We start from the raw sequence: 24,325 nt of genomic DNA on the forward strand, positions 1-24,325 counted from the left end.
TCAGTCCTTCGAGAGGCCGACGCGGCCGCGGGAGCGCAGCCGGCCGTTGGGGAGCATGGGGGCGGGCAGAGCCGCAGGAGTATGGGGAGCGAAGGGGCCGAACTGCTCGGCATCGGCCGCGAGGCCGCCTCTGTCGCGGGCCGCCGGGTGGATCGGGGCCTCGTCGAGCGTACCCTCCACCCCGATCTCCGCCTGGTAGCGGGCGCGGAACTGCGCGATCTCCTCATGGGTGCGACCCACGAAGTTCCACCACATGAGGATGTCCTCGCCCAGCGGCTCCCCGCCCAGGAGCATCACCCGCAGGTCCTCGCCGTCCTCGGCGTGCAGCTCGAGGTGGTCGGCGCCGTCGGGCAGCACGGCCAGCTCGGCACGACCCACCGGGCTCTCGAGGTCCGCGACGACAAGATGCGCCGCGCCTCGGTCCACCAGCACCCCGTGCTCGTGCGCCGGGTCCAGATCGATGCGCATCCGGCGCCCGGCCCGCAGCTCGATCTGCACCATGGTCAGCTCGGTGTCGGCGACCAGGGGGCTGGTGTCCTCGAGCACGGTCCCGTCCTCGTCGGCCGCCCGGAAGGTTCCCATCCCCACCCGCACGCGCAGCGTCGAGGTGGTCTGCTCGACCGGGGTGTGCACCGCGAACTCCTGCTCGCGGAAGCGCGCGCGGTCCGGCAGGGCGTACCAGAGCTGCACGCCGTGCAGCACGGTGGTGTCGAGGGTGGAGAACTCCGAATGGGAGATGCCGGAGCCGGCCACCATGAGGTCCACGTCGCCGGGTCGCACGAGGGCGTGGCTGCCGATCGAGTCGCGGTGCGTGATCGCGCCCTCAAACAGCCAGGAGACGGTGGCCAGGCCGGTATGGGGATGGCGTGCGACCTGCATGCCGTCGCTCGCGGAGACGTCGTCGGGGCCGAAATGGTCCACGAAGCACCAGGCGCCGATCAGCGAGGTCCGGCGGGCCGGCAGCGTGCGGTGCACCGTCATCCCGCGCGGTCCTCCGAGCGGCACCTCACGGGGCTCGAGCAGGGCGAAGTCCTCGAAGACGCTCATGGCTCGAGTCTAGATCGGGCCCTGGCCGGAGCCTGGCCCGTCGGAACCTGTCCGGAGCCGGGCCTGTCCGCATCACGGCCCACGGACTTACCCTGGCCGCATGTCGACGCCGACCCCAGGACCCGCCCGCCTGCTCGACCGCTTCGTCGCGGACGGCACGATCCCCGGCGGCGTGATCGCGCTCGGGCACGATCCCCAGCCCTACGCGACGGGAGCGATGGCGGTGGGCGGCCCGCCGCTGCGGGCCGACGCGATCTTCCGCATCCAGTCGATGACGAAGCTGATCACCGCCGTCGCCGCGCTGCGCCTCGTCGAGCAGGGCGAGCTCACACTCGAGTCCCCGGTGGCGACCTGGCTGCCCGAGCTCGCCGAGCCCGTGGTCCTCTCCCGACCCGACGCGGAGCTCACCGACACGGTGCCCGCCCGCACCCCGATCACGCTGCGACACCTGCTGACCAACACCTCCGGCTGCGGGATGATCCTCGACGACACACCGCTGCAGCGGGCCATGGCCGCCAACGGCACCGAGGCCGGTCCCCTGCCGCCGACGCTCGGGGCCGACGACTGGCTCGCGGCGCTCTCCTCCCTGCCCCTGGTCGGGCAGCCCGGGGAGGTCTGGCGATACCACCACTCCTTCGGCCTGCTCGGGATCCTACTGTCGAGGATCAGCGGCACGAGCACGGGAGAGCACCTCGAGAGCACCGTCCTCGCCCCGCTCGGGATGAGCGACACGGGATGCTCCGTCCCCCGGGAGAAGGCCCACCGGCTCCCGGCGGCCTACGGGGTCGAGGGCGACGAACTCGTCGAGCGCGAGCCCGCGGCGGGCGGGTTCCACGTCGGCCCGCCTCCCTACGACATGAGCCACAGCGAGCTGCTCTCGACGGCGCCGGACTATCTGCGGTTCCTGCGGGCGCTGCGTGACGGCGAGCTGATCGATGCGGAGCATCTGGCGATGCTGAGCCGGGACCAGGTGCCTGACGGCGCGAAGGATCCGAGCTCGTTCTTCCCGGGATTCTGGGAGCACACCGGCTGGGGCTTCGGCGTCTGCGTGGTGGCCGACGGGCCCCACCGAGGTCGCTTCGGCTGGTCCGGTGGGGCCGGCACCGACTTCTTCGTCGACCCCGACGGCACGATGGGCATCGTGCTCACGCAGGTGGAGATGGGCGGGCGGATCGCCCCGCTGCTCGAGGAGTACGGCGAGCTCACCGCGCCCGCGCAGGAGCCGCCCGTGGCACGATAGCGATCTGCAGTGATGCGCGTCACCGAGGTGACCGCTCCGCCCAGGAGCGACGGAGATCGGATCCCGTGGTCGCGGCCGCCATCTCCCCGAGGAGCCTCCTGATGCCGTCCCGTCCCTCCGCACGATCCGCCCTCGCCTCCGCCGTCGGTCTCGCCGGTGCCGCGCTCGGCGGCCTCGCCGCCTACGACCTCACGCAGAAACGTCACACCATCCTGCGCAACTACCCGGTGATCGGGCACATGCGCTACCTGCTCGAAGGCCTGCGGCCGGAGCTGCAGCAGTACTTCATCGAGCGCAACTGGGACGGCCGGCCGTACGACCGGGACATCCGCAGCATCATCTACGAGCGCTCCAAGGGCATCCACGGCGAGCAGCCCTTCGGCACGGAGCGCGACGTGAACGCCTCCGGCTACGAGTACCTCGTCCATTCCATCGCTCCGGTCCCCGAGCCCGCGAAGATGCCGCGCGTCCGGATCGGCGGGCCCGACTGCACCCAGCCGTACTCGATGGCGCTGATGAACGTCTCGGCGATGAGCTTCGGTGCACTGTCCGCCAATGCGATCCGCGCCCTGAACAAGGGGGCGCAGCTCGGGGGGTTCGCCCATGACACCGGGGAGGGCTCCCTGTCTCCGTACCACGAGGAGATGGGCGGCGACCTGGTCTGGGAGCTGGGCACGGGCTACTTCGGCTCCCGCACGGCGACCGGTCTGCTCGATGAGGACATCTTCCGCGAGAAATCCGCGAAGCACCAGGTCAAGTGCATCTCCGTCAAGCTCAGCCAAGGCGCGAAGCCGGGGATCGGCGGCGTGCTGCCCGGACCCAAGGTGACCGCGGAGATCGCCGACATCCGGGGCGTCCCCGAGGGCGAGAAGTGCGTCTCCCCGCCCTCGCACGCGATGTTCTCCACCCCGACGGAGCTGATCGAGTTCCTCGCCCGCCTGCGCGAGCTCTCCGGCGGGAAGCCCGTCGGGATGAAGCTGTGCGTGGGCAGCCGCGTCGAGGTCCTCTCGCTGTGCAAGGCGATGCTCGAGGTCGGCACCACCCCGGACTTCGTCATCGTCGACGGCTCCGAGGGTGGGACCGGGGCCGCCCCGCTCGAGTTCGAGGACCACATGGGCATGCCGCTCACCCAGGGCCTGATGACCGTGAACAATGCGCTGGTCGGGACGGGCCTGCGGCACCGGATCCGCATCGGCGCCTCCGGGAAGGTGGCCGCGGGGAACGACATCGTCAAGCGCATGATCCAGGGCGCCGACTACACCAATTCCGCCCGCGCAATGATGATGGCCATCGGATGCATCCAGGCGCAGCGCTGCCACACCGGCCGCTGCCCCACCGGGGTGACCACCCAGGATCCGCGTCGTCAGCGAGGACTCGTCGTCGAGGACAAGAGCGTGCGGGTCAAGCAGTACCAGGAGGGCACGGTGGCCGAAGCGGTGAAGCTGATGGCGGCGATGGGGGTCTCCGATCCGTCCGAGCTGCGGCCGTGGATGCTGCGCCGGAATCTCTCGGAGACCTCGAACATCTCCTACGCCACGCTCTACGAGTGGCTCGAGCCCGGCCAGCTGCTCGCCGAGCCGCCGGAGACCTGGGCCGAGGCCTGGAGCTCCGCGACCCCCGACGCCTTCGGCACGCACGTCTGACCGTGCCGGAAGCGCCGGAGCCCCACCGAGAACGACTCCTCCCGTTGAGAGCGGTCACTGCCAGACGGCGGTCTCCGGATCGACGCCGTGGCATCGGGCGTTCTCCTCGATCGCCCGGCGCAGCCAGACGGCGAGCCCCTCGGCGCGCTCGTCGTAGTGCGCGGCGAACCGCGGGTCCTCCGTGTACATCCGCGACAGGACCACCTGCATGGAGTGCGTGCAGTCGTAGTGGCGGGCGATCGTGTCTCGGTGGCGCTCGGCCAGCATGTTCGCCTCCTCGCTCCCCGGCGCGACGCCGCGGCCCAGCGCCTCGGCGAGCGCGGCTTCGACCTCGTCGGTCTCGTCCTTGACCCTCTGCCACTGCTCGGCGCCCCAGCCCTCGGTCCGGGCGGCGGACTGCTTCCAGGCGTCGGAGCCGCCCCACCGCTCGCGCGCCTCGTCCTCATAGGCGGGATCCCAGTCGGTGCCGAAGATGCGGGCCTGCTCCTCGGGACTCAGGCTCGTGCCCGTCGTGCCCGTCGTGCCCGTCGTGCCCGTCGCGTTCGTCGTGCTCTTCTCGTGCGTCATGTCGGTTCTCTCGATCATCTCGTCGACGGCGCGTGCCGTCTTCTCGAGCCGGCGTATCCGCTCCTGGAGCAGAGTCCGCTGGCGATGGAGGTGCTCGCGCGGATCGACGCTCGGATCATCGAGGATCCGGCCGATCTCCGCGAGCGCCAGACCGAGCTCCCGGTACACGAGGACACGGTGGATCCGTGCCACGTCGTCGGCGCCGTACAGGCGATACCCCGACCAGCTGCGTCCACCCGGACGCACCAGGCCCACACCGTCCCAGTGGTGCAGAGTGCGAACGCTGACGCCGACCAGGTCGGCGACGCGCCCCACGGTGAGGTCCTCGTGCTGTGTCGTCTCGGTCATGGGAACCACCTTCCAGGCTGACGTCGCGTGAGGGTCAAGCGCCCACGCCGAGCTCCTGCCCGGGCACGCCGGACCGGCATGATCATGACGCCGGGTCGTCGAGCTGCGCGATCAGGCGCCGCGGGGCCACCGTGCGGTAGGACTCCTCGATCAGCTCGGCGAGCTCGGACGCGTCGGTCCGCTCGTCCAGATCGAGGCCGATCCAGCCCGCGGGCGCGAGGTAGGCGGGCTCGAAGGACCGGGGGTCCTCACGGAGGGCGGCGGTCTCCGAAGGCGGCAGATGCAGGATCACCGCGTGCGGATGCTGCTCCCACTGCCCGTCGATCTTCCGCGCCCCGCCGTAGTAGCAGTGCACCTTCTGCGTGTGGAAGGCGGGACGGCCGTGGCTGACCTTCTCCAGCGCCCCGGGCAGGGCGAGGGCGGTCGACCGCACCCGCTCCAGCATCGGGTCGTCATCGTCGAACATCTGCGCGTGGGCCATGGAGAGATCCTGCCGTGATCGGCGGTCCCCCGCCATCCCTCCGGGAGGGGCTCTACGCTGACTCGATGACCCTTCCCGTGCTGATCGACTGCGACACCGGCATCGACGACGCGATCGCCCTGACCTATCTCGCCTGCCGGCCCGAGGTCGAGATCGTCGGCATCGTCTCCACCGGCGGCAACGTCCCGGCCCCCACCGTGCACCACAACAACCTCGCCCTGTCCGAGATGCTGGGCCTGCGTGCCCCGGTCTCGCTCGGTGCGGCGCGCCCGCTCGTGCAGGAGCCGATGTACGCCGACGACACCCACGGGCCGCAGGGCATCGGGTACGCCGTGCTCCCGCAGACCGAGCGCGCCGAGGATCCCCGCTCGGGAGCCCAGCTCTGGGTCGATGCGGCCCGTGCGCATCCCGGGGAGCTCATCGGTCTGGTGCTCGGCCCGCACACGAACCTCGCGCTCGCCCTGGAGATCGACGCCGAGCTGCCACGGCTGCTGAAGCGCCTGCACATCATGGGCGGGGCCATCAACCACCGCGGGAACACCGGCCCGACCAGCGAATGGAACATCGCCGTGGACCCCGAGGCCGCCCAGCAGGTGCTCACTGCGTTCACCGGCGCGCCCACCCGGCCCGTGCTCGGATCGCTCGAGGCCACCGAGACGGTGCGGTTCACCCAGGACACCCTGAGCCGCGTCGAGCGGCTCGGCGCGAGCACCGGGCATCCGGTCGCGACGGTCCTCGCCGACGCCCTGCGCTTCTACTTCGAGTTCCATGAGGCCGACGGCTTCGGCTGGATGGCGCACGTGCACGACCCTCTGGTCGCCGCCCATGCGGTGACCGGCGACTTCGCCGGGATGCGACCGCTCGCCGTGGAGGTGGAGCTCTCCGGCACCCTGACCCGCGGCCAGACCGTCGGCGACGAGCTGGGCCGCTGGGGCCGCGAGCCGAACGTCGACGTGCTCACCGACGTGCGGGCCGAGGCGTTCGTCGACCATCTGCTGGAGACCCTCGAGGTCGGGCTGGCGCGCCCGTCGGCCTCGGACCTCCCTCGAGAGAACCTCCCTCGATGGTCAACGGCGCGGGGTCACCCATCGAGTGGTGGGTGACCCCGTGCCGTCCCTGCTGATCCGTGCTCAGCCCAGGGTCGTGACCTCGACCTCGAAGCAGCGGCGCGGCCCCTTCTCCCCGGAGCCGGCCCGCCAGCCCACGCAGTGCACGCCGCCGGCCCGCGGATCGTCGTCGTACGCGACCAGGACCGTGCCCGGCAGCGACACCGGGGCGTCGAAGCTGACGTCCCAGCGAAGCGGGCGCGCGAGGTCCACCCCGGACTCCGTGAAGGCCCGTGAGGCCGTGTACATCCCATGGGCGATCGCCCGCGGGAAGCCGAAGACCTTCGCGCTCAGCGCGGAGAGATGGATCGGGTTCACGTCACCGGAGACCGCGGCATAGCGACGGCCGGTGTCGGCCGGAAGCTTCCAGCGGCCCGTCGGGCGCGGAGCCACGAAGTCCCGACGCCCTGCCCGCTCCGAACCGTCCGCATCTCCCTTGGCCAGGTAGGTCGAGACGTCGGTCGCGATGATCTCGCCGTCCTGGCCGAGGATCGTGGAGACCGCCTCGAAGGTGCGGCCCTTGCGGTGGGGCTGCAGATCCCGCACCCTGCACTCGACGTCCACGAGCTCCCCGACCCTCACGGGGCGATGCTGAAGGATCTGGTTGCGCAGATGCACCAGGCCCAGCAGGGCGAAGGGGACGTCGCGCCGGGCCAGGAGAGCGAGCGAGACCGGGAAGGCGAGCACGTGCAGCACGCCGGGATGGACGAGATCGGTGGCCGGGCCGCCCATCAGGTGATCGAAGTCGCGGGCACGCTCGGCGTCGACCCGCACCTTCCGCACCCGGTAGGCGATGCTCGGCAGCGTCGGCTCCCCCCGCGCGCCCCTGCGGGCCGAGCGCGGGTCCAGCGCCGCCGCATAGATGGCCGGGAACGACGGGACCTCGGAGAGGTCCTTGATCCGCTCGCCGATCTGAGGGGTCCCGGTGCCGGTCACGGCGCTCACCTCCCCACCATGTTCTGCCCGCACACGCGCACCGTCTCGCCGCGCAGGCCGCCGGCCTCGTCGGAGGCGAGGAAGGCGATCGTCTCGGCGACGTCCACCGGCAGGCCACCCTGCTGCAGGGAGTTCAGCCGCCGGGCGACCTCCCGGGTCAGGGCCGGCATCCTCGCGGTCATCTCGGTCTCGATGAACCCGGGCGCGACCGCGTTCGCCGTGCCCCCGATCGACTCCAGACGGGCGGCGAGCGCCTGCACGAAGGCCATCACGCCCGCCTTGGAGGCGGCGTAGTTCGTCTGCCCGCGGTTGCCGGCGATGCCGCTGGTGGAGGCCAGGGAGACGACACGGGGCTGGTCGCCGAGCACGTCCCCGGCCTCGATCAGTGCCTGCGTGAGGGTGATCTGGCTGGTGATGTTCACGGCGAGCACCGGGTCCCAGCGCTCCGGGGTCATATTGGCGAACAGCTTGTCGCGCGTGATGCCGGCGTTGAGCACGGCGATGTCCAGGCTCAGCCCCCGCTCGCGCAGGAAGGCCACCAGGCGGTCCCCCGCCCCGTCGGAGGTGACATCGAGCTGCACCGGTGCCGCGCGCAGGTCGTTGGCCAGGCGGGAGAGCTCGGTGCCCGCGCCGGGCACGTCGAGGACCACGAGGTGGGCGCCGTCGGCCGCGAGGGTGCGGGCGATCGCTGCGCCGATCCCCCGGGCGGCGCCGGTGACCAGGGCGGTGCGCCCCGCGAGCGGCTTCTCGAGGTCCTCGGTGCGCGCCCCGTCGGCGGTGGAGACCGTGAGGAACTGACCGGTGACGAAGGCGCTGCGGGCCGAGAGCAGGAAGCGCAGGGATCCGGTCACGCCGACGGCGTCGAGGTCCACGCCGTCGTGCACGAGGATGCCGTTGGCCGTCGCCCCGCCGCGCATCTCATGGGCGAGCGAGCGCAGGAATCCCTCGACGCCGCCCCGGGCCGCATCGCGTGCGGGATCCTCGCCGCGGGCGGGACGGGAGATCGTGACGACCCGGGCGCCGGGGGCCAGGGAGCGCATCGCTCCGGACAGCGGCAGCAGGATCCGTCCGAGATCCGCCGGGGTGCCGATCTCGTCGAGCACGGCGACGACCGAGCCGACGGAGCGCAGCTCCTCGAAGCGCCGGCGCACGTCGACGCCCTGACCGAGGAGGTCACGGGTGATCTGTTCAGCGCCCGCGGAGTCCCCGAGCACGACCACCGGCCCGAGCACCGGCTCGGGACGGTCCCCGCGCCGCGGAAGCTTCGAGGGACGGGGCAGGCCCACCTGCTTGGCGATGAGCTTGCCGGGGGCGGAGCGGACGAACTTCGTGTAGGTGTCTGTTCGTGCAGCGGTGTCGGTCATGGGGCTCTCCTTCACACGAGGGTGCGGCGTCGACGACGCGGAGTCTGGTCTGGACGGATCTGAAGTGGCCTGGACGGTGCCGAGCGGGTCAGTCGGTGACCGACTCGAGCAGCACGACGGCGCCCTGGCCGGCGGCGGCGCACACCGAGATCAGGCCGCGCTGGACACGACCGGTCTCGACCGCGCGCTGATGCAGCAGCTTGGACAGGGTCGCGACCAGGCGTCCGCCGGTCGCGGCGAAGGGGTGCCCCGCCGCGAGGGAGGAGCCGGTGACGTTGAGCTTGCTGCGGTCGATCGTGCCGAGCGGGCCGCCGCGTCCCAGCTTCTCCCGGCAGAACTCCTCGGACTCCCAGGCGGCGAGGGTCGACAGCACGGTGGAGGCGAACGCCTCGTGGATCTCGTAGAGGTCGAGGTCCTGCAGGGTCAGGTCGTTGTCGTCCAGCATCTCGGGCACGGCGTAGGCCGGCGCCATGAGCAGCCCTTCCTCGCCGTGCGCGAAGTCGACCGCGGCGCTGCGGGCGTCGACCACCCGGGCCAGCGGGGTGAGGCCGTGCTCATCGGCCCACTCCTGGCTGCCCATGAGCACCGCGGAGGCACCGTCACTGAGCGGCGTGGAGTTGCCTGCCGTCATCGTAGGTTCGCTGACCTGCGGCGACTTCACGCCGAACACGGGCTTGAGAGAGCTGAGCTTCTCGAGCGTGGAGTCCGCACGCAGGTTCTGGTCACGGGCGAGGCCCCGATAGCCGGTGACCAGGTCGTCGAAGAAGCCGGAGTCGTAGGCCGCCGCGAGCTTCTGGTGCGAGGCCAGCGCCAGCTCGTCCTGGGCCTGGCGGGTGATGCCCCACTGGGCGCCGGTGAGCGCCTGGTGCTCGCCCATGGACAGGCCCGTGCGCGGCTCGCCGTTGCGGGGCGGGACCGGGGTGAGATCCGCCGGACGGATCGCGCTGAGCGCCTTCACCCGCTGCATCGCGGTCTTCGCCGCGAAGGCCCGGTGCAGGATCCGACGCAGCCGCGGGGTGACCTCGATCGGGGAGTCGGAGGCGGAGTCCACGCCGCAGGCGATGCCGGAGTCGATCTGTCCGAGCTGGATCCGGTTGGACAGGTGGACCATGGTCTCCAGGCTCGTCGCGCAGGCCCGGGACATGTCCAGCGCCGGGGTGCGCGGGTCCAGCGGAGTGCTCAGGGCGCTCTCGCGGGTGAGGTTGAGGTCGCCGGCGAGCTTGAGGACGGCGCCACCGGCGATCTCGCCGAGCTTCTCTCCCTGCAGTCCGAAGCGGGCGACCAGTCCGTCCAACGCTGCGGTCAGCAGGTCCTGGTTGGAGATCCCGGCGTACGGGCCTCCGGAGCGGGCGAACGGGATGCGGTTGCCGCCGAGGATCAGGGCGTCGCGCGGGAAGTCAGTCACTGGGTGCACCTCTTCGTGGTCACTGCGTACGGGGGTCGGGTCGACCGGTCCGGAAGAGTCATGCCGTGGGATGGACTCTCGTGGGGTCCGCACGACGGCCGACGCGATCCGACGTCGATCGGATGATCGTCGTCGGAGCCGACTTTACATAGAACCGGCGGTACTTGATACCCTAGGTTCTGTGAACGCGACGACGCAAGCCCCCGTGGACGGCCGATCAGCCCGCTGGGCCCGCCACCGGGAGGAGAGGCGGGCCGAGCTGCTCGACATCGCCCGGCACCTCATCCACGAGAACGGTCCCGACGTGACGATGGAGGACATCGCCGCGGCCTCAGGGACCTCGAAATCGATCGTCTACCGGTACTTCGAGGACAAGGCGGCGCTGCAGCAGGCCCTCGGGCGCAGCATCCTGGCGGCTATGCACGCCAAGCTCCTGGAGGAGATGCGCGAGCTCGAGACGGCCGTCGGCCGTCAGCCGGATGCCGATGAGCGCATCCACGCCATGATCCGCGCCTACGTCGAGACCGCCCAGCGCTCCCCCGGCGTCTACCGCTTCGTCACCCGGCCCAGCGACGGGCTGAACCACTTCCTGCACTCCGTCTCCCGACTGGTCGCCACCTTCCTCCCGAGCGCCGTCCCCTCGCCCCAGATCTGGGCGCACGGGGCCGTCGGCTTCGTCGAGGGCGCGGTGGACACCTGGATGAACGAGATCGAGTCGCCGGACGATCCCGACCACCCCCCGCTCACCTCCGACCAGCTCGTCCTCCACCTCGTCACCTGGCTCATGAAGGGAATGCACGCATGACTGTCAACGCCGACCGCTCCACCGATCCCACCGGGACCACCCCCGAGGTCTCCGTCCCGCCCAGCCCTGCCTCACCCAGCTCCGCCTCACCCAGCCCCGCCTCGCCCAGCCCCACCCCGACCGGACCGATCCCGGTCCCCCCGGCCGGGACCGACCGGCTCGATGTGGGGGCGGTCTCCGAAGCCCTGATGGGCAAGTGGGCCGATGCGCGCCGCACAGCCCGGGACCGGGCCGCTCGCCCCGAGCTGCACCGACCGCTCGATGCCACCGTCGCCGAGCATCGAGAAGGCACCTTCGCGCAGATGGAGATCCTCGCGGAGGAGAACGTCTCGTGGCTGATGCTGCCCGAGCACCTCGGCGGTCCCAACGACAACGGGGGCAACGTCGCGAGCTTCGAGGAGCTCGTGGTCGCCGACCCCTCGCTGCAGATCAAGGCCGGCGTGCAGTGGGGCCTGTTCACCTCGGCCATCGTGCAGCTCGGCAGCGAGGAGCAGCAGAAGGCGTGGGTGCCCGACGCGATGAGCCTGGCCACCCCCGGCGCCTTCGCGATGACCGAGATCGGCCATGGCTCCGACGTCCAGTCGCTCGCGACCACCGCGACCTACGACCCGTCCACCGAGGAGTGGGTCCTGCACACGCCGTTCCGCGCCGCCTGGAAGGAGTTCCTCGGCAATGCCGCGCTCCATGCCAAGGCCGCGACGGTCTTCGCCCGGCTGATCACCCGCGGCGTGGACCACGGAGTGCACTGCTTCTACGTGCCCGTGCGCGACGCCGAGGGAGAGATGCTGCCGGGCGTGCTCAGCGAGGACGACGGCCCCAAGGGCGGGCTGAACGGCATCGACAACGGACGGCTCGCCTTCGAGCACGTCCGCGTGCCCCGCACCAACCTGCTCAACCGCTACGGGGACGTCGCCGCGGACGGCACGTACACCTCGCCCATCGAGTCCCCCGGGCGCCGCTTCTTCACCATGCTCGGCACCCTCGTGCAGGGACGCGTCTCGCTGGACGGCTCCGCGAACAGGGCGAGCCAGCTCGCCCTGCACATCGCGATCACCTATGCGACGCAGCGCCGACAGTTCACGGCGGCGGATCCCACCCGGGAGACGGTCCTGATGGACTACCAGGCGCACCTGCATCGCCTGCTGCCCAAGCTCGCCGCCACCTACGCCGGCACCTTCGCCCACGAGCAGCTGCTGCAGGCCTTCGATGACGTGTTCTCCGGTCGGTCCGACGACCCCGAGGCCCGCGAGGACCTCGAGACCCTCGCCGCCGCGCTCAAGCCCACCTCGACGAGGCTCGCCCTGGACACCATCCAGGAATGCCGCGAGGCCTGCGGAGGCGCAGGGTTCATCGCTGAGAACCAGCTCGTCGGCCTCCACCAGGACCTCGACGTGTACGCCACCTTCGAGGGCGACAACACCGTGCTGCTGCAGCTGGTGGCCAAGCGCCTGCTGAGCGACTACACCTCCGAGCTCAAGAGCGTGGACCGGGCCGGCATCGGTCGCTTCATCGCCCAGCGCGCGGAGGTGCTCGCCAAGCGCCACACCCCGTGGGCACGGCTCGCGCAGGATCTCAGCGACCGGGGCAACTCCCGTCGCGCCTTCGACTCGATGCGGCAGAGCGACTTCCAGGAGGAGATGCTCACGGCCCGCGCCCGGGTGAGAGTCGAGGAGGTCGCCCTCTCGCTGCGGTCCGCGGCCAAGATGAGCCCGGCCGACGCCGCTGCGGAGGTCAACAAGCATCAGGTCGAGATGCTGGAGGCCGCCCGCGCCCACGCGGACCTCGTGCGCTGGCGGGCCTTCACCACCGCGATCGAGAAGCTCGAGGACGAGGGCAGCCGCGCAGTCCTGACCGATGTGCGCGATCTGTTCGGGCTCACCGTCATCCAGGACGACCTGGCGTGGTTCCTGCTGGGCGGCATGATCTCCTCGCAGCGCGGACGCCAGATCGGCTCGGACGTGCGTCGCCTGCTGTGGCGTCTGCGTCCCCATGTCCTGGACCTCGTCGCCGCCTTCGACATCCGCCCGGGCCACGTGCGGGCGCCGATCGCCCTCGGCGGCGAGCAGGAGCGTCAGGACGAGGCCGCTGCCTACTTCCGAGCCCAGCGCGCCAGCTCGGACGCACCGATCAGCGAGAAGGTCCTGCGCGACGCGGAGAAGAAGGCCCGCCGCGCCGCGAAGAAGGGCTGACCGGGCCCTCCGGTCCGCCGGCCCCCCCCTGACCCGCCGGTCCTCTGATCCGCAGGGCCCTGACCCAGGGGTCTGCGGATCAGAGGACCGGCGAGTGGAGGGCACCCTGCGATCGTCACGGCGAGCGCAGGGTGCCCTCCACGTGGGCGCTCGCTCCCTCTGGTGCCCGGCGATCGTAGACTGTGGGGGCCGAGGCGGCTCGCCCGCTCTCCGGCGCCGGCAACCGCCGGTGCTCCTGTGCCCTCGTGATGAACGGACCCGATCCCGCGATGACCGCTGACGCCCTCCACCCTGAGACCGCCGCACCGGACAGCCGGTCCGGGGACGTCGACACCGTCGAGAATGCCGCCTCGACCCCTGATCAGGCTCAGCCGTTCGCCGAGCTCGGCCTCAAGGACGACGAGTACGCGAGCATCCGCGACATCCTGGGCCGCCGCCCCACCAACGCGGAGCTGGCCATGTACTCGGTGATGTGGTCGGAGCACTGCTCGTACAAGTCCTCCAAGAAGCACCTGAGCACCTTCGGCAAGCACACCACGGAGAAGATGCGCGAGAAGCTCCTGGTGGGGATGGGCGAGAACGCGGGCGTCGTCGACATCGGCGACGGCTGGGCGGTGACCTTCAAGGTCGAGTCCCACAACCACCCCTCCTATGTGGAGCCCTACCAGGGTGCCGCGACCGGAGTGGGCGGCATCGTGCGCGACATCATCGCTATGGGCGCCCGCCCCGTCGCCGTCATGGATCAGCTGCGCTTCGGCGCGATCGACCACCCCGACACCGCGCGCGTGGTCCATGGCGTGGTCTCCGGCGTGGGCGGCTACGGCAACTCCCTCGGCCTGCCCAATATCGGCGGCGAGACGGTCTTCGACGCCGCCTACCAGACCAATCCCCTGGTCAACGCCCTCGCCATCGGCGTCCTGCGTCACGAGGACATCCACCTCGCCTCCGCCACCGGCGCCGGGAACAAGGTGATCCTGTTCGGTGCGCGCACCGGCGGGGACGGCATCGGCGGCGCCTCGATCCTCGCCTCGGAGACGTTCGACGAGGACGGCCCCGTCAAGCGCCCCAGCGTCCAGGTGGGCGACCCCTTCATGGAGAAGGTCCTCATCGAGTGCTGCCTCGAGCTGTACGCGGCGCACACCGTCGAGGGCATCCAGGATCTCGGCGCGGCAGGCATCTCCTGCGCCACCAGCGAGCTGGCCGCCAACGGCAATTCCGGAATGCACATCCACCTCGAGAACGTGCTGCTGCGCGACCCCACCCTGAACGCCGGCGAGATCCTCATGAGCGAGTCGCAGGAGCGCATGATGGCCGTGGTCAGCCCCGAGAAGCTCGCCGAGTTCGAGGCGATCGTGGACAAGTGGGACGTCGAGGCCTCCGTGATCGGCGAGGTCACCGGGGACGGCCGCCTCACCATCGACCACGACGGGCACCGCATCGTCGACGTCGACCCCTCGACCGTCGCGATCGACGGCCCGGTCTACGACCGTCCCTACGCCCGGCCCGACTGGCAGGACGCCCTGCAGGCCGACCGCGCCGAGGCGCTCCCCCGGCCCGAGGGCGCCGAGGATCTCGCGCGCGCCCTGCGTGAGCTCATCGCCTCCCCGAACCTGGCCTCGAAGGGGTGGATCACCGACCAGTTCGACCGATACGTCGGCGGGAACACCGCGCTCGCGATGCCCGACGACGCCGGCGTGCTGCGGGTGGACGAGGAGACCGGCCGCGGGGTCGCCCTCGCGACGGACGCCAACGGCCGATACACCAAGCTCGACCCCCGCACCGGCGCCCAGCTCGCCCTGGCCGAGGCCTACCGCAACGTGGCCACCTCTGGCGCCGTGCCGCTGGCGATCTCCGACTGCCTGAACTTCGGCTCCCCGGAGGATCCGGGCCCGATGTGGCAGCTGGTCGAGGCGATCGGCGGTCTCGCCGAGGCCTGCGAGACCCTCGGGGTACCCGTCACCGGCGGCAACGTCTCCCTGTACAACTCCACCGGCGAGCCCGGGAAGATCGATTCGGCGATCCACCCCACCCCCGTGGTCGGCGTGCTGGGCGTCTTCGACGACGTCGCCTGCCGCGTCCCCTCGGGCTGGCAGGGCGAAGGCCTCTCGGTGGTCCTGCTGGGCACCACCCGCGAGGAGCTCTCCGGCTCCGCCTGGGCCGACGTGATCCACCGCCACCTCGGCGGAATGCCGCCCCAGGTGGACCTCGAGGCCGAGCGCTCCCTCGCCCGGGTGCTCATCGCCGCTGCCCAGGAGGGCGTGGCCGCGGCCGCGCACGACCTGTCCGAGGGCGGCCTCGCCCAGGCACTCGTCGAGTCGACCACCCGCTTCGGCACCGGCGCACAGGTCGACCTCGACCCGCTGCTCGAGCGCGACGGCGTGGACCTCGCCTCCGCCCTGTTCTCGGAGTCCCAGGCCCGAGCGCTCGTCGCCGTCCCGGCCGAGCAGGCCGCGCGCCTGGAGGCGCTGTGCACCGAGCACGGCGTGCCGCACCTGGTGATCGGCACCAGCGGCGCGGACACCCTGGACATCCAGGGAGTCGGCGCGTTCGCCGTCTCCGAGCTGCGCACGCTGCGCGAGGGCACCCTGCCCCGCTACTTCGCCTGAGCCCCTGCTCGGGCCGGCCCACAGCGGACCGGCCCGAGCCGTCCGGCTTCCGGCTTCCGGGTTCCGGGTTCCGGGTTCCGGGTTCCGGGTTCCGGGTTCCGGGTTCCGGGTTCCGGGTTCCGGGTTCCGGGTTCCGGGTTCCGGGTTCCGGGTTCCGGGTTCCGGGTTCCGAGGGAAGGATCCTCCGATGGCGCGCGACCGCTACGGGCTGACCCCGCGCGACCGCCTGTCCCTGGACGCCGCCAAGCTCTACCACGCCGGCGGCCTCTCCCAGCAGGAGATCGCGCAGACCCTCCACGTCTCCCGGCCGACGGTCTCCAAGCTCGTCGCCACGGCTCGAGAGCGCGGCTTCGTGCGCACCCACGTCGCCGATCCCCGGGAGTCCGACGCCCCGCTGATCTCCGAGCTGCAGGAGCATTTCCGCCTCGCGGAGCTGCGCCTGGTGGTCCCCGTGGGCCGCGGCCCGATGGACAACCGCTATGCGCTCGGTTCCGGAGCCGCCGAGATGCTCGGCGCCCATCTCGCCTCGGGCGAGGACGTGCTGGGGTTCTGGTGGTCGGATGCGATCCACGCCGTCACCGAGGCGATGAGCCGCCAGCGCCTGCGGCCTCGTGCGCTGGTGCAGCTCAACGGCACGGATCCCGGGGTCGAGGTGGAGGCGGCGCTGGCGGCCTTCGCCGCTCGCTCCACGGTCCCGGTGCACTCCTATCCGTTCCCGATCCTGCACGACAGCGTCGCCTCGCGGCTCGAGGCCGAGAACGACCCGGCCACGCGCCAGGTGCTCACGCTCCGCGCCGAGTGCGCCGCCGTCGTGTTCGGCGCGGAGACTCCCGCCGCGGCGGCGATGCACAGGTCGCCGCTGCTCTCCGAGGAGGATCGCCGACACATCGAGGACCACGCCGTGGGGCAGATCTGCGGCCGGTTCATCGATGCCGAGGGGCGGATCGTCGCCCCGTCGCTGAGCCAGCGCACGCTCGGCCCCACTCTCTCCGATCTCCGGCGCCTGCGACGCACGGTCCTCGTCACCAGCGGCCTCGAGATGCTGCCGCTGATCCGGGCAGCCCTGGAGAACCGGTACGCGAACCATCTGGTGACGGACCTCGAGACGGCGACCGCCCTCGCTGACGCCCTCTGAGCCATCGCTGCCGGTCTCGGGCCGTCGCCCGCGCCCACTCCCCCGTCGGTCCCACGCCTCGGCCGCCGTCGTCGGACTCTTCGCCCGCCGCGCCTCACCTCACCTCGCCCTCGATCAGTATCGGCACATATGTGCCATCTTGCCGTTGCGCCCCTTCCGCTCCGGGACCTTCACTAGGGGTATCCGAACAAAGGAGTTGGAATGGATATCGCATCGTTGATCGACCACACGCTGCTCGCCCCCGACGCGACGGCGCAGCAGGTCAGCACCCTGTGCCAGGAGGCCACCGAGAACGGTTTCCTCACCGTGTGCGTCAGCCCCACCCGCGTGGCGCAGGCCGCCCAGGAGCTCTCGGGCCACACCACCCTGGTGTGCACCGTGGTCGGGTTCCCCTCCGGGGCGCAGCTGCCCTCCGTGAAGGCCGCCGAGACTGCCGCCGCCGTGGCGGACGGCGCCGACGAGATCGACATGGTGATCTCCCTCGGCGCGGTGAAGGACGGGGACTGGGATCGTGTGCGCGAAGACATCGCCGCCGTCGTCGCGGCCAGCGGCGATGCCCTGGTCAAGGTCATCCTCGAGACCGCGCTGCTGAGCGACGCCGAGATCACGGCGGCGTGCGAGGTCTCCGAGCAGGCAGGGGCCGACTTCGTGAAGACCTCGACCGGGTTCGCCTCCGGTGGCGCGAGCGTCGAGGCGGTCGCCGTCATGCGCGCCGCCGTCGGCGACCGCCTCGGGGTGAAGGCCTCCGGCGGCATCCGCGATGCAGAGACCCTCCGCGCGATGGTCGACGCCGGTGCCTCCCGCATCGGGGCCTCCGCCGGCTCCGCTCTGCTGGGACGGTGACCGCCATGAACACGATGCGCGACAACTCCGGCACCACCGCCGCCACCACCGCCACGCCCGACGGGGAGGTCGGCCTCCCGAACACCTCCTGGGGCGTGATCAAGGACCGCTCCCGCCAGCTGCGCGACGGGTACCTCGACCGCACCCCGACGTTCCAGTTCATCCTGCTGTCGATCTGCTTCCCCATGTGGGGCATGGCCGCCAGCATGAACGACATCCTCATCACCCAGTTCAAGGCCGTCTTCGAGCTCTCTGACTTCGCCTCCGCCTTCGTGCAGTCCGCCTTCTACGGCGGCTACTTCCTGATCGCGATCCCGGCCAGCCGGGTCATCCGGCGCACCAGCTACAAGACGGGCCTGCTGATCGGGCTGAGCGTCTACGTGCTGGGCTGCGTGCTGTTCTTCCCCGCCTCGCAGGTCGCCACCTATGCGGTGTTCCTCGGATCGCTGTTCTCGATCGCGATCGGCCTGTCCTTCCTGGAGACGTCCGCGAACACGTACTCCTCGATGATCGGCGAGCGCAGGAAGGCCACGCTGCGCCTGAACATCTCGCAGACCTTCACCGCCGTCGGCTTCCTGGGCGGCGCCGTGCTCGGCAAGTACCTGGTCTTCACGGACGGCGACGCGCTGCACGCACAGATCGCGAACGCCGCGACCGAGGCGGAGCGCGCCGCGATCACCTCGGAGGCCCTGGGGCGAACCTTGGATCCGTACAAAGTGATCCTGGTGCTGCTGCTGGTGCTCGTGGTGCTCATCGCGATCACCCAGTACCCGCATGCGAAGCCGTTGCGGGAGGACGCCTCCGAGGCCAAGGCTTCGCTCGGGGAGACCCTCGCCCACCTGCTGAAGAACCGCATGTTCTGCGCGGGCATCCTCACCCAGTTCCTGTACGTCGGGATGCAGACCGCCCTGTGGTCCTTCACCATCCGCCTGGCCATGGACCTGGACCCCTCGATCAACGAGCGCTCCGCCGCCTCGTACCTGATCGCCGGATTCATCGCCTTCTTCGCGGGCAAGTTCATCGCGAACTTCCTCATGACGAAGATCGACGAGGACCTCGTGCTCATCGGCTACGCGGCCCTGGGCATGCTCACCATCGTGTACATCGTCGCGGTTCCGAACTTCACCTCCGTGTACGCGGCGATCGTCGCCTCAGCGCTGCTCGGGCCCTGCTGGGCCACGATCTTCGCCCGCAATCTCGACGTCATCGAGGACAAGCGGTTCACCGAGACCGGCGGCGCGATCATCGTCATGTCGATCATCGGCGGTGCCTTCATCCCCGCCGTGCAGGGCCTGCTCTCCGACTCGCTGGGCTCGATGCGGGTCAGCTTCCTCGTGAACTTCTTCTGCTTCGGCGCGGTGCTGCTGTTCTTCGTCGCCCTGCGTCGGCGCAGCCTCGCACGACGCACCGCTGCGCGGGCCGACGCCACGGCCGGGACCACTGGCGACGCCCGGACCGAGGTGCGCTGAGATGGCGTTCACCCTGGACCTGCCCCGCGAGCTGTTCGGTGAGACCCCGCGCGTGGTGTGCGAGAGCCCGGAATGGACCGTCACCGCACGCCGGTATCGCACCGGCGTGGAGTCGCTGAGCATCCGCAACTCCCGCGGCCACGTGGAGGTGCTGCCCTTCCTGGGACAGATCATCTGGGACGCGGAGTTCGACGGGCAGTCCCTGCGGATGACGAGCATGTTCGAGGAGCCACGGAAGGTGGCGCGGATCGCGGAGACCTACGGGTGCTTCGCCTTCCACTCCGGGCTGCTGGCCGCGGGCTGCCCCTCCCCCGAGGACGACCACGAGCTGCACGGCGAGTTCGCCTGCGCGGACATGGACAGCGCCCACCTGGTGCTCACCGAGGACGCCGTCACGATCCGCTCCGTGCACGAGTACGTCAGGGGCTTCGGCCACCACTACCGCGCGACCCCGTCCGTCACCCTGCGCGCCGGATCCGCGCTGCTGGACATCGACCTGGAGGTCACCAACCTCTCGGCGTATGCGCCGATGCCGCTGCAGTACATGTGTCATCTGAACTACCGCTTCCTCGAGGGGGCGCAGATGTCGCAGTCGTTGCCGGAGGGCACCTTCCGCCTGCGCGAGAGCGTGCCGGCGCATGTCACCCCGACCCCCGTCTGGGAGCAGATCACGCAGAGGATCCGCAGCGGCGAGCTCGACGCGGACAGCCTCGTGGGCGCGGAGCAGTTCGATCCCGAGATCGTCTATTTCGCCGATGACCTCCCGGCCCACGGCGGCCCGCTGCGCTTCTCCCTGGCGAACACCGACGAGTTCGAGTTCGTCACGGAGTTCGACACCTCGCAGTTCCCCACCGCCACCCGCTGGATCCTGTCGAACCCGGACCAGCAGGTCGCCGCCTTCGCCCTGCCCGCGACCAGCAGACCCGAGGGCTTCCTGGCCGCCGAGCGGGCGGGCACACTGGTTCAGCTGCCCGCGGGCCGGAGCACACGATTTTCGGTGACCACCGGGCTGGTGGCCGCCTCCGAGAAAGAGAGCCACTGATATGCCGATCGCCGTCATCGGGTCCAACATGGTCGACCTGATCTCCTACATCCACCGCATGCCTGCCGAAGGGGAGACGGTGGAGGCGCCGGAGTTCCGCATGGGCTGCGGCGGCAAGGGAGCCAATCAGGCTGTCGCCGCCGCCCGCCTGGGTTCCGAGGTCGTGATGGTCTCCCGGGTGGGCAACGACGTCTTCGCCGACACCACGCTGGCGAACTTCGAACACAACGGGATCCGCACGGATCATGTGCTGCGCACCGACGCCACGTCCGGTGTCGCCCCGATCTTCGTGGACCCCGACTCTCACAACTCGATCATCATCGTCAAGGGCGCCAACGCGCTCCTGACCCCGCAGGACGTCGAAGCGGCGCGGGAGGACATCGCCCGCTGCGGGCTGATCGTGCTGCAGCTGGAGATCCCGTTGGAGACGGTGTACGCGGCGGTCGATCTCGGCGAGGAGCTGGGCATCCCGGTGCTGCTGAACCCGGCGCCGGCCTCTCCCGAGCTGGACCTGGCCCGGATCACCGGCGTGGACTTCCTGGTCCCCAACGAGTCCGAGCTCGAGCTGCTCACCGGCATGCCCGTCTCGAGCCTCGAGGACATCACCAAGGCGACCGATGTGCTGCTGACCGCCGGGATCAGCAATGTGATCGTCACCCTCGGGTCCCGTGGCGCCCTGTGGGCCCACGCCGGCGGCCAGGAGATCGTCGAGGCCCCGGCCGTCCGGGCGATCGACACCACCGGGGCGGGCGATGCCTTCATCGGCTGCTTCAGCACCACGTGGGTCCGTTCGGGCGATGTGCTGGACGCGATCCGGGCCGGCAGCGCCTATGCCTCGGACTCGGTCACGCGACCGGGCACCCAGACCTCCTACGCGTGGGCCGACGGCCTCGGGCCCACCGACTCCGCCTCGCAGAACGACTGACAACGCACGGGAACGGTCCCCGCCCCGGGGACAGCACGACATCGCCCGGGCTCGCTCAGACCTCGTCCATCCAGCGGATGAGGAAGGCAGCCATCTCGTCTCGCGGGACCCGGTTCCGCGGACGGAACGTGCTGTTCCCGTAGCCCCGCGAGATGCCGGTCTTCGCGAGCCATCCGATCGCCGTGGCGTAGCCGCTGGTCGATGAGACATCCGTGAACCGAGCGGCGTCCTGGGGAGACGCCGGCGGTGACCCCGCTGCGTGGTAGAGGAGCGAGGCGAGTCCGTCGCGACGGATTCCCTCCGTCGGGCGGAACGTCCCGTCCGTATAGCCGATGGTGATCCCCTTCGCCCGCGCCCAGCACACCTCCTTGTAGTACGAGGACCCGGTGGAGACGTCCGAGAACGGCGATGTCCTCGGGGGCGTGTAGGCGGGGGACCCCATCGCCCGGTAGATGAAGACCACCATATGGTCGCGCCGAGTGAGCTCATCAGGGTGGTACGTGGACCCTCCGTAGCCGTGGACCACCCCCTTGTTCACGAGATCGCCGATCTCCATGAAGAAGGCACGCCCCGGGGGGACGTCGGAGAACTTCGTGGGCAGGAAGCGGACATAGCGACCGTTCAGGGCAGACATCCCGAAGGAGAACGACTGCATGGTCCGGGGACCGTCGGTGAACGTCCCCCCTCGGGGTCGCCCCCAGGAGGCCTCCCACTGCATCGACGTGGGGCACGCATAGGCCGTGGAGCCGCCGCTCTCGTTGATCACGAGCCCCTTCGTCAGCACCGTCACGTTGTACTTTCCCGCGGTGTGGGCACTCTTGGCGACGGTGCCGAGTGCCGAGGAGCCGCCTGCCTTCTCGAAGGCCGTCAGGTGCTTCTTCCATCCGGAGTCCGCATAGCCCTGCGCCTCCTTGCGGACGGTGCCGAACTGCTTGTACAGGTTCAGCCCGGGGCACTCGGTGAAGTTCACGTCGCGGTGCCCCATGATCCGAGGCAGCGAGACCTTCTTGCCAGCGGGGAACCGTGTGCCGGTGCCGGGGGTCCAAGACACCTTCGCGGTCACCGAGCGCTGGAAGGTGCTCAGCAGCTTCCAGCCGGCGACCTTGCCGATGGCCTTGCGCCCGGCAGAGGGCAGCGTGGTCGAGGAGTAGTCCCCCAGCACGGAGATGCCGAACGTCCCGGTGTTGAACCCGTAGGCATGCGCACCGACGATATTCCGGTGCAGGCCCCCTCCGCGGCCCTCGAAGATCTGGCCGTACTTGTCCACGAGCATGTTGTAGCCGATGTCCGCCCAGCCCAACGTGCCCACGTGATACGCCTGGATCCCTCGGATGATCTGGGCGGACTGGCTCTTGGAGTAGGTGTTGGTGCCCGCCGTATGGTGGATGACCACAGCCTTGAGGTGATCGGCGCTGCTCGTGCCGCGCACCGAGGACTCCTTCGAGCCCCACTTCGCGCGCGACACGTACGCCGGCGCGCCCGATCCGAGCTTCGGGGTGACCGGGTTCTTCGCCGCCGCCGTCGCCGTCGCGGACATGGTGCTCAGCTGCGTGTTCTGCGAGATCGTCGCCTCCGGGCCGGAGAGCAGGGCCGTCTCGTCATCGTCCGGTGCCGGCGAGGTCGTGACCGCATGCGCGATCAGAGCCTCTGTGGCATCCGCTCCGTCGACCTCTGCGCGGAGACGCAGGGCCGTGACCGGTCCGATCCATCCGACCTCGGTGCCCGCGGCCCCCTCCCCCGTCTCCGGGTCCTCTGCGGTATCCAGCGGGATCCACTCCGACCACTCCCCGTCCGGGTCCAGACCCTGCACCTGCACCTGCGGGACGTCGGCGTCGACAGGCCAGGTCACTCCGACCATCGTGGCGGGCTGATCGGGAATCTCCCGAGCAGCGGTGCCGTCGAGATCTATCAGATCCGCGTCCGCGAGCGGGATGTCCACCACGCGGGTCTCGCCATCGGCCACGGCGGGATCGGCAACGGCCGGCGCTGCGACCAGCACGGACCCGATCGTGGGGAGGGCGGCCGCGGCGGCGGAGGCTGCGAGCACGGCACGCCGCGACGGCCTTCGAGCGCGTTCGTGCGCCGGGAGACCGGACACGTCGTCCCCCGACGGCACGGTCGTGAGGCTCGGTGAGGTGGACGCGTCGGCGCCCGGTGCGGGATCGACTCTTCGCGTGGACATGGACTGCTCCGGTTCTCCGAGGACGGCTGAGGAGTCCGGGACAGAAGGGACAGCACCTGCCGAGGCACGCACTGCGCGCGAAGGGGCTTCGTCGCCCGATCGCCCGCCAGCGGGCTCCGGGCCCACCGTAACGCGCTCGCCGTGACCGCTTCGTGGGGTTCGGTCACGATCGAGCGACGGTCACGTCGCTGCACATGCCGCAACGCCGAGGGCGGGTTGCCGGGATCTCTCCCGGCAACCCGCCCTCGGCGTGGTGCTCGTGCTGCGGATCAGGTGCGGCAGCATCGTGTGCTGTCCCGGCCCGCGAGCAAGGCGTCGATCAGGCCTCGTCGGCCTCGTCGGCGGACGGCTTCGCATTGACGAAGCCGGCGGTCTCGGCGGCCTCGGCGGTGCGGAACCAGACCTCGGCGACCGTGCGGTCGTACCAGGGCGACTCGGGGGTGTGGAACTTCATCGAGTCCTCGTTGCCCTTGATGTCGAAGCCCTCGGGCGGGGTGTCGCCCTTGTAGGAATCCTCGCCGAAGGGAGCGGTGCTCTCCTCGGTCGCGGTCTCCGCTGCGGCGTCGGACGCCGAAGCACCCTTGGCGGCGCCCTCAGCCTCCTTCACCACGGACTGCTTCGCGGAGAACTCCTCCTGGACGAGCTCGATGACTGCCATGGGGGCGTTGTCGCCCTTGCGGGGAGCCACCTTGGTGATGCGGGTGTAGCCGCCGGGACGCTCCGAGAAGGTCGGGGCGATCTCCTCGAACAGCGAGTAGACGACGCCGCGGTCGCGGACGACGCGCATGACGCGACGACGCGAGGCGAGGTCACCCTTCTTCGCGAACGTGACGAGACGCTCCGCGTAGGGACGCAGGCGCTTGGCCTTGGTCTCCGTGGTGGTGATCGCCTTGTGGCGGAACAGCTCGGTGGCGAGGCCGGCGAGGATCATCCGCTCGTGCGCGGGGGATCCGCCGAGGCGCGCACCCTTGGTGGGGGTAGGCATGGTCGTT

At 70.6% G+C, this 24,325-nt stretch carries 19 protein-coding genes; 11 read left to right on the top strand and 8 right to left on the bottom strand.

What is annotated here, in order from left to right; genetic code table 11:
• Positions 1-1,047 carry a pirin family protein gene (locus ACT3T5_RS07725; protein WP_444578091.1) on the bottom strand — a complete coding sequence of 349 codons (1,047 nt, stop codon included), beginning with the start codon at positions 1,045-1,047 and terminating at the stop codon, positions 1-3.
• A gap of 100 nt (positions 1,048-1,147) precedes the next feature.
• Between ACT3T5_RS07725 and ACT3T5_RS07730 the strand changes: the two genes are divergently transcribed.
• Both ACT3T5_RS07730 and ACT3T5_RS07735 read left to right on the top strand, forming a co-directional pair.
• A complete protein-coding gene (locus ACT3T5_RS07730; protein WP_444594086.1) occupies positions 1,148-2,287 on the top strand; it encodes a serine hydrolase domain-containing protein in 1,140 nt (379 codons plus the stop codon).
• 101 nt (positions 2,288-2,388) lie between these two features.
• A complete protein-coding gene (locus tag ACT3T5_RS07735) occupies positions 2,389-3,930 on the top strand; it encodes an FMN-binding glutamate synthase family protein (protein WP_444594087.1) in 1,542 nt (513 codons plus the stop codon).
• A 54-nt stretch (positions 3,931-3,984) separates the two neighbouring features.
• On the opposite strand, the gene ACT3T5_RS07740 is transcribed toward ACT3T5_RS07735, so the two are convergent.
• On the bottom strand, positions 3,985-4,845 hold the full coding sequence (locus ACT3T5_RS07740) for a MerR family transcriptional regulator (RefSeq protein WP_444594088.1): 861 nt from the start codon (positions 4,843-4,845) through the stop codon (positions 3,985-3,987).
• 82 nt (positions 4,846-4,927) lie between these two features.
• The gene (locus tag ACT3T5_RS07745) at positions 4,928-5,326 is read right to left on the bottom strand and encodes an MmcQ/YjbR family DNA-binding protein (RefSeq protein WP_444594089.1); all 399 of its coding nucleotides are present in this window, start codon (positions 5,324-5,326) and stop codon (positions 4,928-4,930) included.
• 65 nt (positions 5,327-5,391) lie between these two features.
• Here ACT3T5_RS07745 and ACT3T5_RS07750 point away from each other — a divergent pair, with 65 nt between their 5' ends.
• A complete protein-coding gene (locus ACT3T5_RS07750) occupies positions 5,392-6,429 on the top strand; it encodes a nucleoside hydrolase (RefSeq protein WP_444578086.1) in 1,038 nt (345 codons plus the stop codon).
• 27 nt (positions 6,430-6,456) lie between these two features.
• On the opposite strand, the gene ACT3T5_RS07755 is transcribed toward ACT3T5_RS07750, so the two are convergent.
• The 3 genes from ACT3T5_RS07755 to ACT3T5_RS07765 form a co-directional block, all read right to left on the bottom strand.
• Positions 6,457-7,377, bottom strand: a complete 921-nt coding sequence (locus tag ACT3T5_RS07755) for a MaoC/PaaZ C-terminal domain-containing protein (RefSeq protein WP_444578085.1) — start codon at positions 7,375-7,377, stop codon at positions 6,457-6,459.
• Positions 7,374-8,732, bottom strand: a complete 1,359-nt coding sequence (locus ACT3T5_RS07760) for a 3-oxoacyl-ACP reductase (protein ID WP_444594090.1) — start codon at positions 8,730-8,732, stop codon at positions 7,374-7,376. Before ACT3T5_RS07760 ends, ACT3T5_RS07755 begins: the two co-directional genes overlap by 4 nt.
• A gap of 88 nt (positions 8,733-8,820) precedes the next feature.
• Positions 8,821-10,137, bottom strand: a complete 1,317-nt coding sequence (locus ACT3T5_RS07765; RefSeq protein WP_444578083.1) for an acetyl-CoA C-acetyltransferase — start codon at positions 10,135-10,137, stop codon at positions 8,821-8,823.
• Positions 10,138-10,318: 181 nt separating this feature from the next.
• Between ACT3T5_RS07765 and ACT3T5_RS07770 the strand changes: the two genes are divergently transcribed.
• The 8 genes from ACT3T5_RS07770 (at position 10,319) to rbsK (ending at position 21,151) form a co-directional block, all read left to right on the top strand.
• Positions 10,319-10,942 carry a TetR/AcrR family transcriptional regulator gene (locus ACT3T5_RS07770; protein ID WP_444578082.1) on the top strand — a complete coding sequence of 208 codons (624 nt, stop codon included), beginning with the start codon at positions 10,319-10,321 and terminating at the stop codon, positions 10,940-10,942.
• Positions 10,939-13,131: an acyl-CoA dehydrogenase family protein gene (locus ACT3T5_RS07775; RefSeq protein WP_444594091.1), complete on the top strand. Its 2,193-nt coding sequence runs from the start codon at positions 10,939-10,941 to the stop codon at positions 13,129-13,131. Before ACT3T5_RS07770 ends, ACT3T5_RS07775 begins: the two co-directional genes overlap by 4 nt.
• Positions 13,132-13,400: 269 nt before the next feature.
• Complete coding sequence (gene purL / locus ACT3T5_RS07780; protein WP_444594092.1) at positions 13,401-15,737, top strand: phosphoribosylformylglycinamidine synthase subunit PurL; 2,337 nt, start codon at positions 13,401-13,403, stop codon at positions 15,735-15,737.
• A gap of 187 nt (positions 15,738-15,924) precedes the next feature.
• Positions 15,925-16,872: a sugar-binding transcriptional regulator gene (locus tag ACT3T5_RS07785; protein ID WP_444578079.1), complete on the top strand. Its 948-nt coding sequence runs from the start codon at positions 15,925-15,927 to the stop codon at positions 16,870-16,872.
• A gap of 201 nt (positions 16,873-17,073) precedes the next feature.
• Entirely contained in the window at positions 17,074-17,715 is a 642-nt protein-coding gene (gene deoC, locus ACT3T5_RS07790; RefSeq protein WP_444594093.1) for a deoxyribose-phosphate aldolase, read from the top strand.
• Positions 17,716-17,720: 5 nt separating this feature from the next.
• Positions 17,721-19,184 (top strand): L-fucose:H+ symporter permease, encoded by a 1,464-nt coding sequence (gene fucP / locus ACT3T5_RS07795; protein WP_444578077.1) that lies wholly within the window; start codon positions 17,721-17,723, stop codon positions 19,182-19,184.
• A gap of 1 nt (position 19,185) precedes the next feature.
• A complete protein-coding gene (locus ACT3T5_RS07800) occupies positions 19,186-20,226 on the top strand; it encodes an aldose 1-epimerase family protein (protein WP_444594094.1) in 1,041 nt (346 codons plus the stop codon).
• Position 20,227: 1 nt separating this feature from the next.
• Entirely contained in the window at positions 20,228-21,151 is a 924-nt protein-coding gene (gene rbsK, locus ACT3T5_RS07805; protein ID WP_444594095.1) for a ribokinase, read from the top strand.
• Positions 21,152-21,206: 55 nt separating this feature from the next.
• Here rbsK and ACT3T5_RS07810 read toward each other — a convergent pair whose 3' ends face one another.
• Complete coding sequence (locus tag ACT3T5_RS07810; RefSeq protein ID WP_444594096.1) at positions 21,207-23,333, bottom strand: S-layer homology domain-containing protein; 2,127 nt, start codon at positions 23,331-23,333, stop codon at positions 21,207-21,209.
• Positions 23,334-23,652: 319 nt separating this feature from the next.
• A complete protein-coding gene (rplQ, locus tag ACT3T5_RS07815; protein ID WP_444578073.1) occupies positions 23,653-24,318 on the bottom strand; it encodes a 50S ribosomal protein L17, sunset domain variant in 666 nt (221 codons plus the stop codon).
• Positions 24,319-24,325: the final 7 nt, after the last annotated feature.

Origin of the sequence: Brachybacterium sp. AOP3-A1-3 (assembly GCF_052378285.1) — a bacterium.
Classification (GTDB): domain Bacteria; phylum Actinomycetota; class Actinomycetes; order Actinomycetales; family Dermabacteraceae; genus Brachybacterium.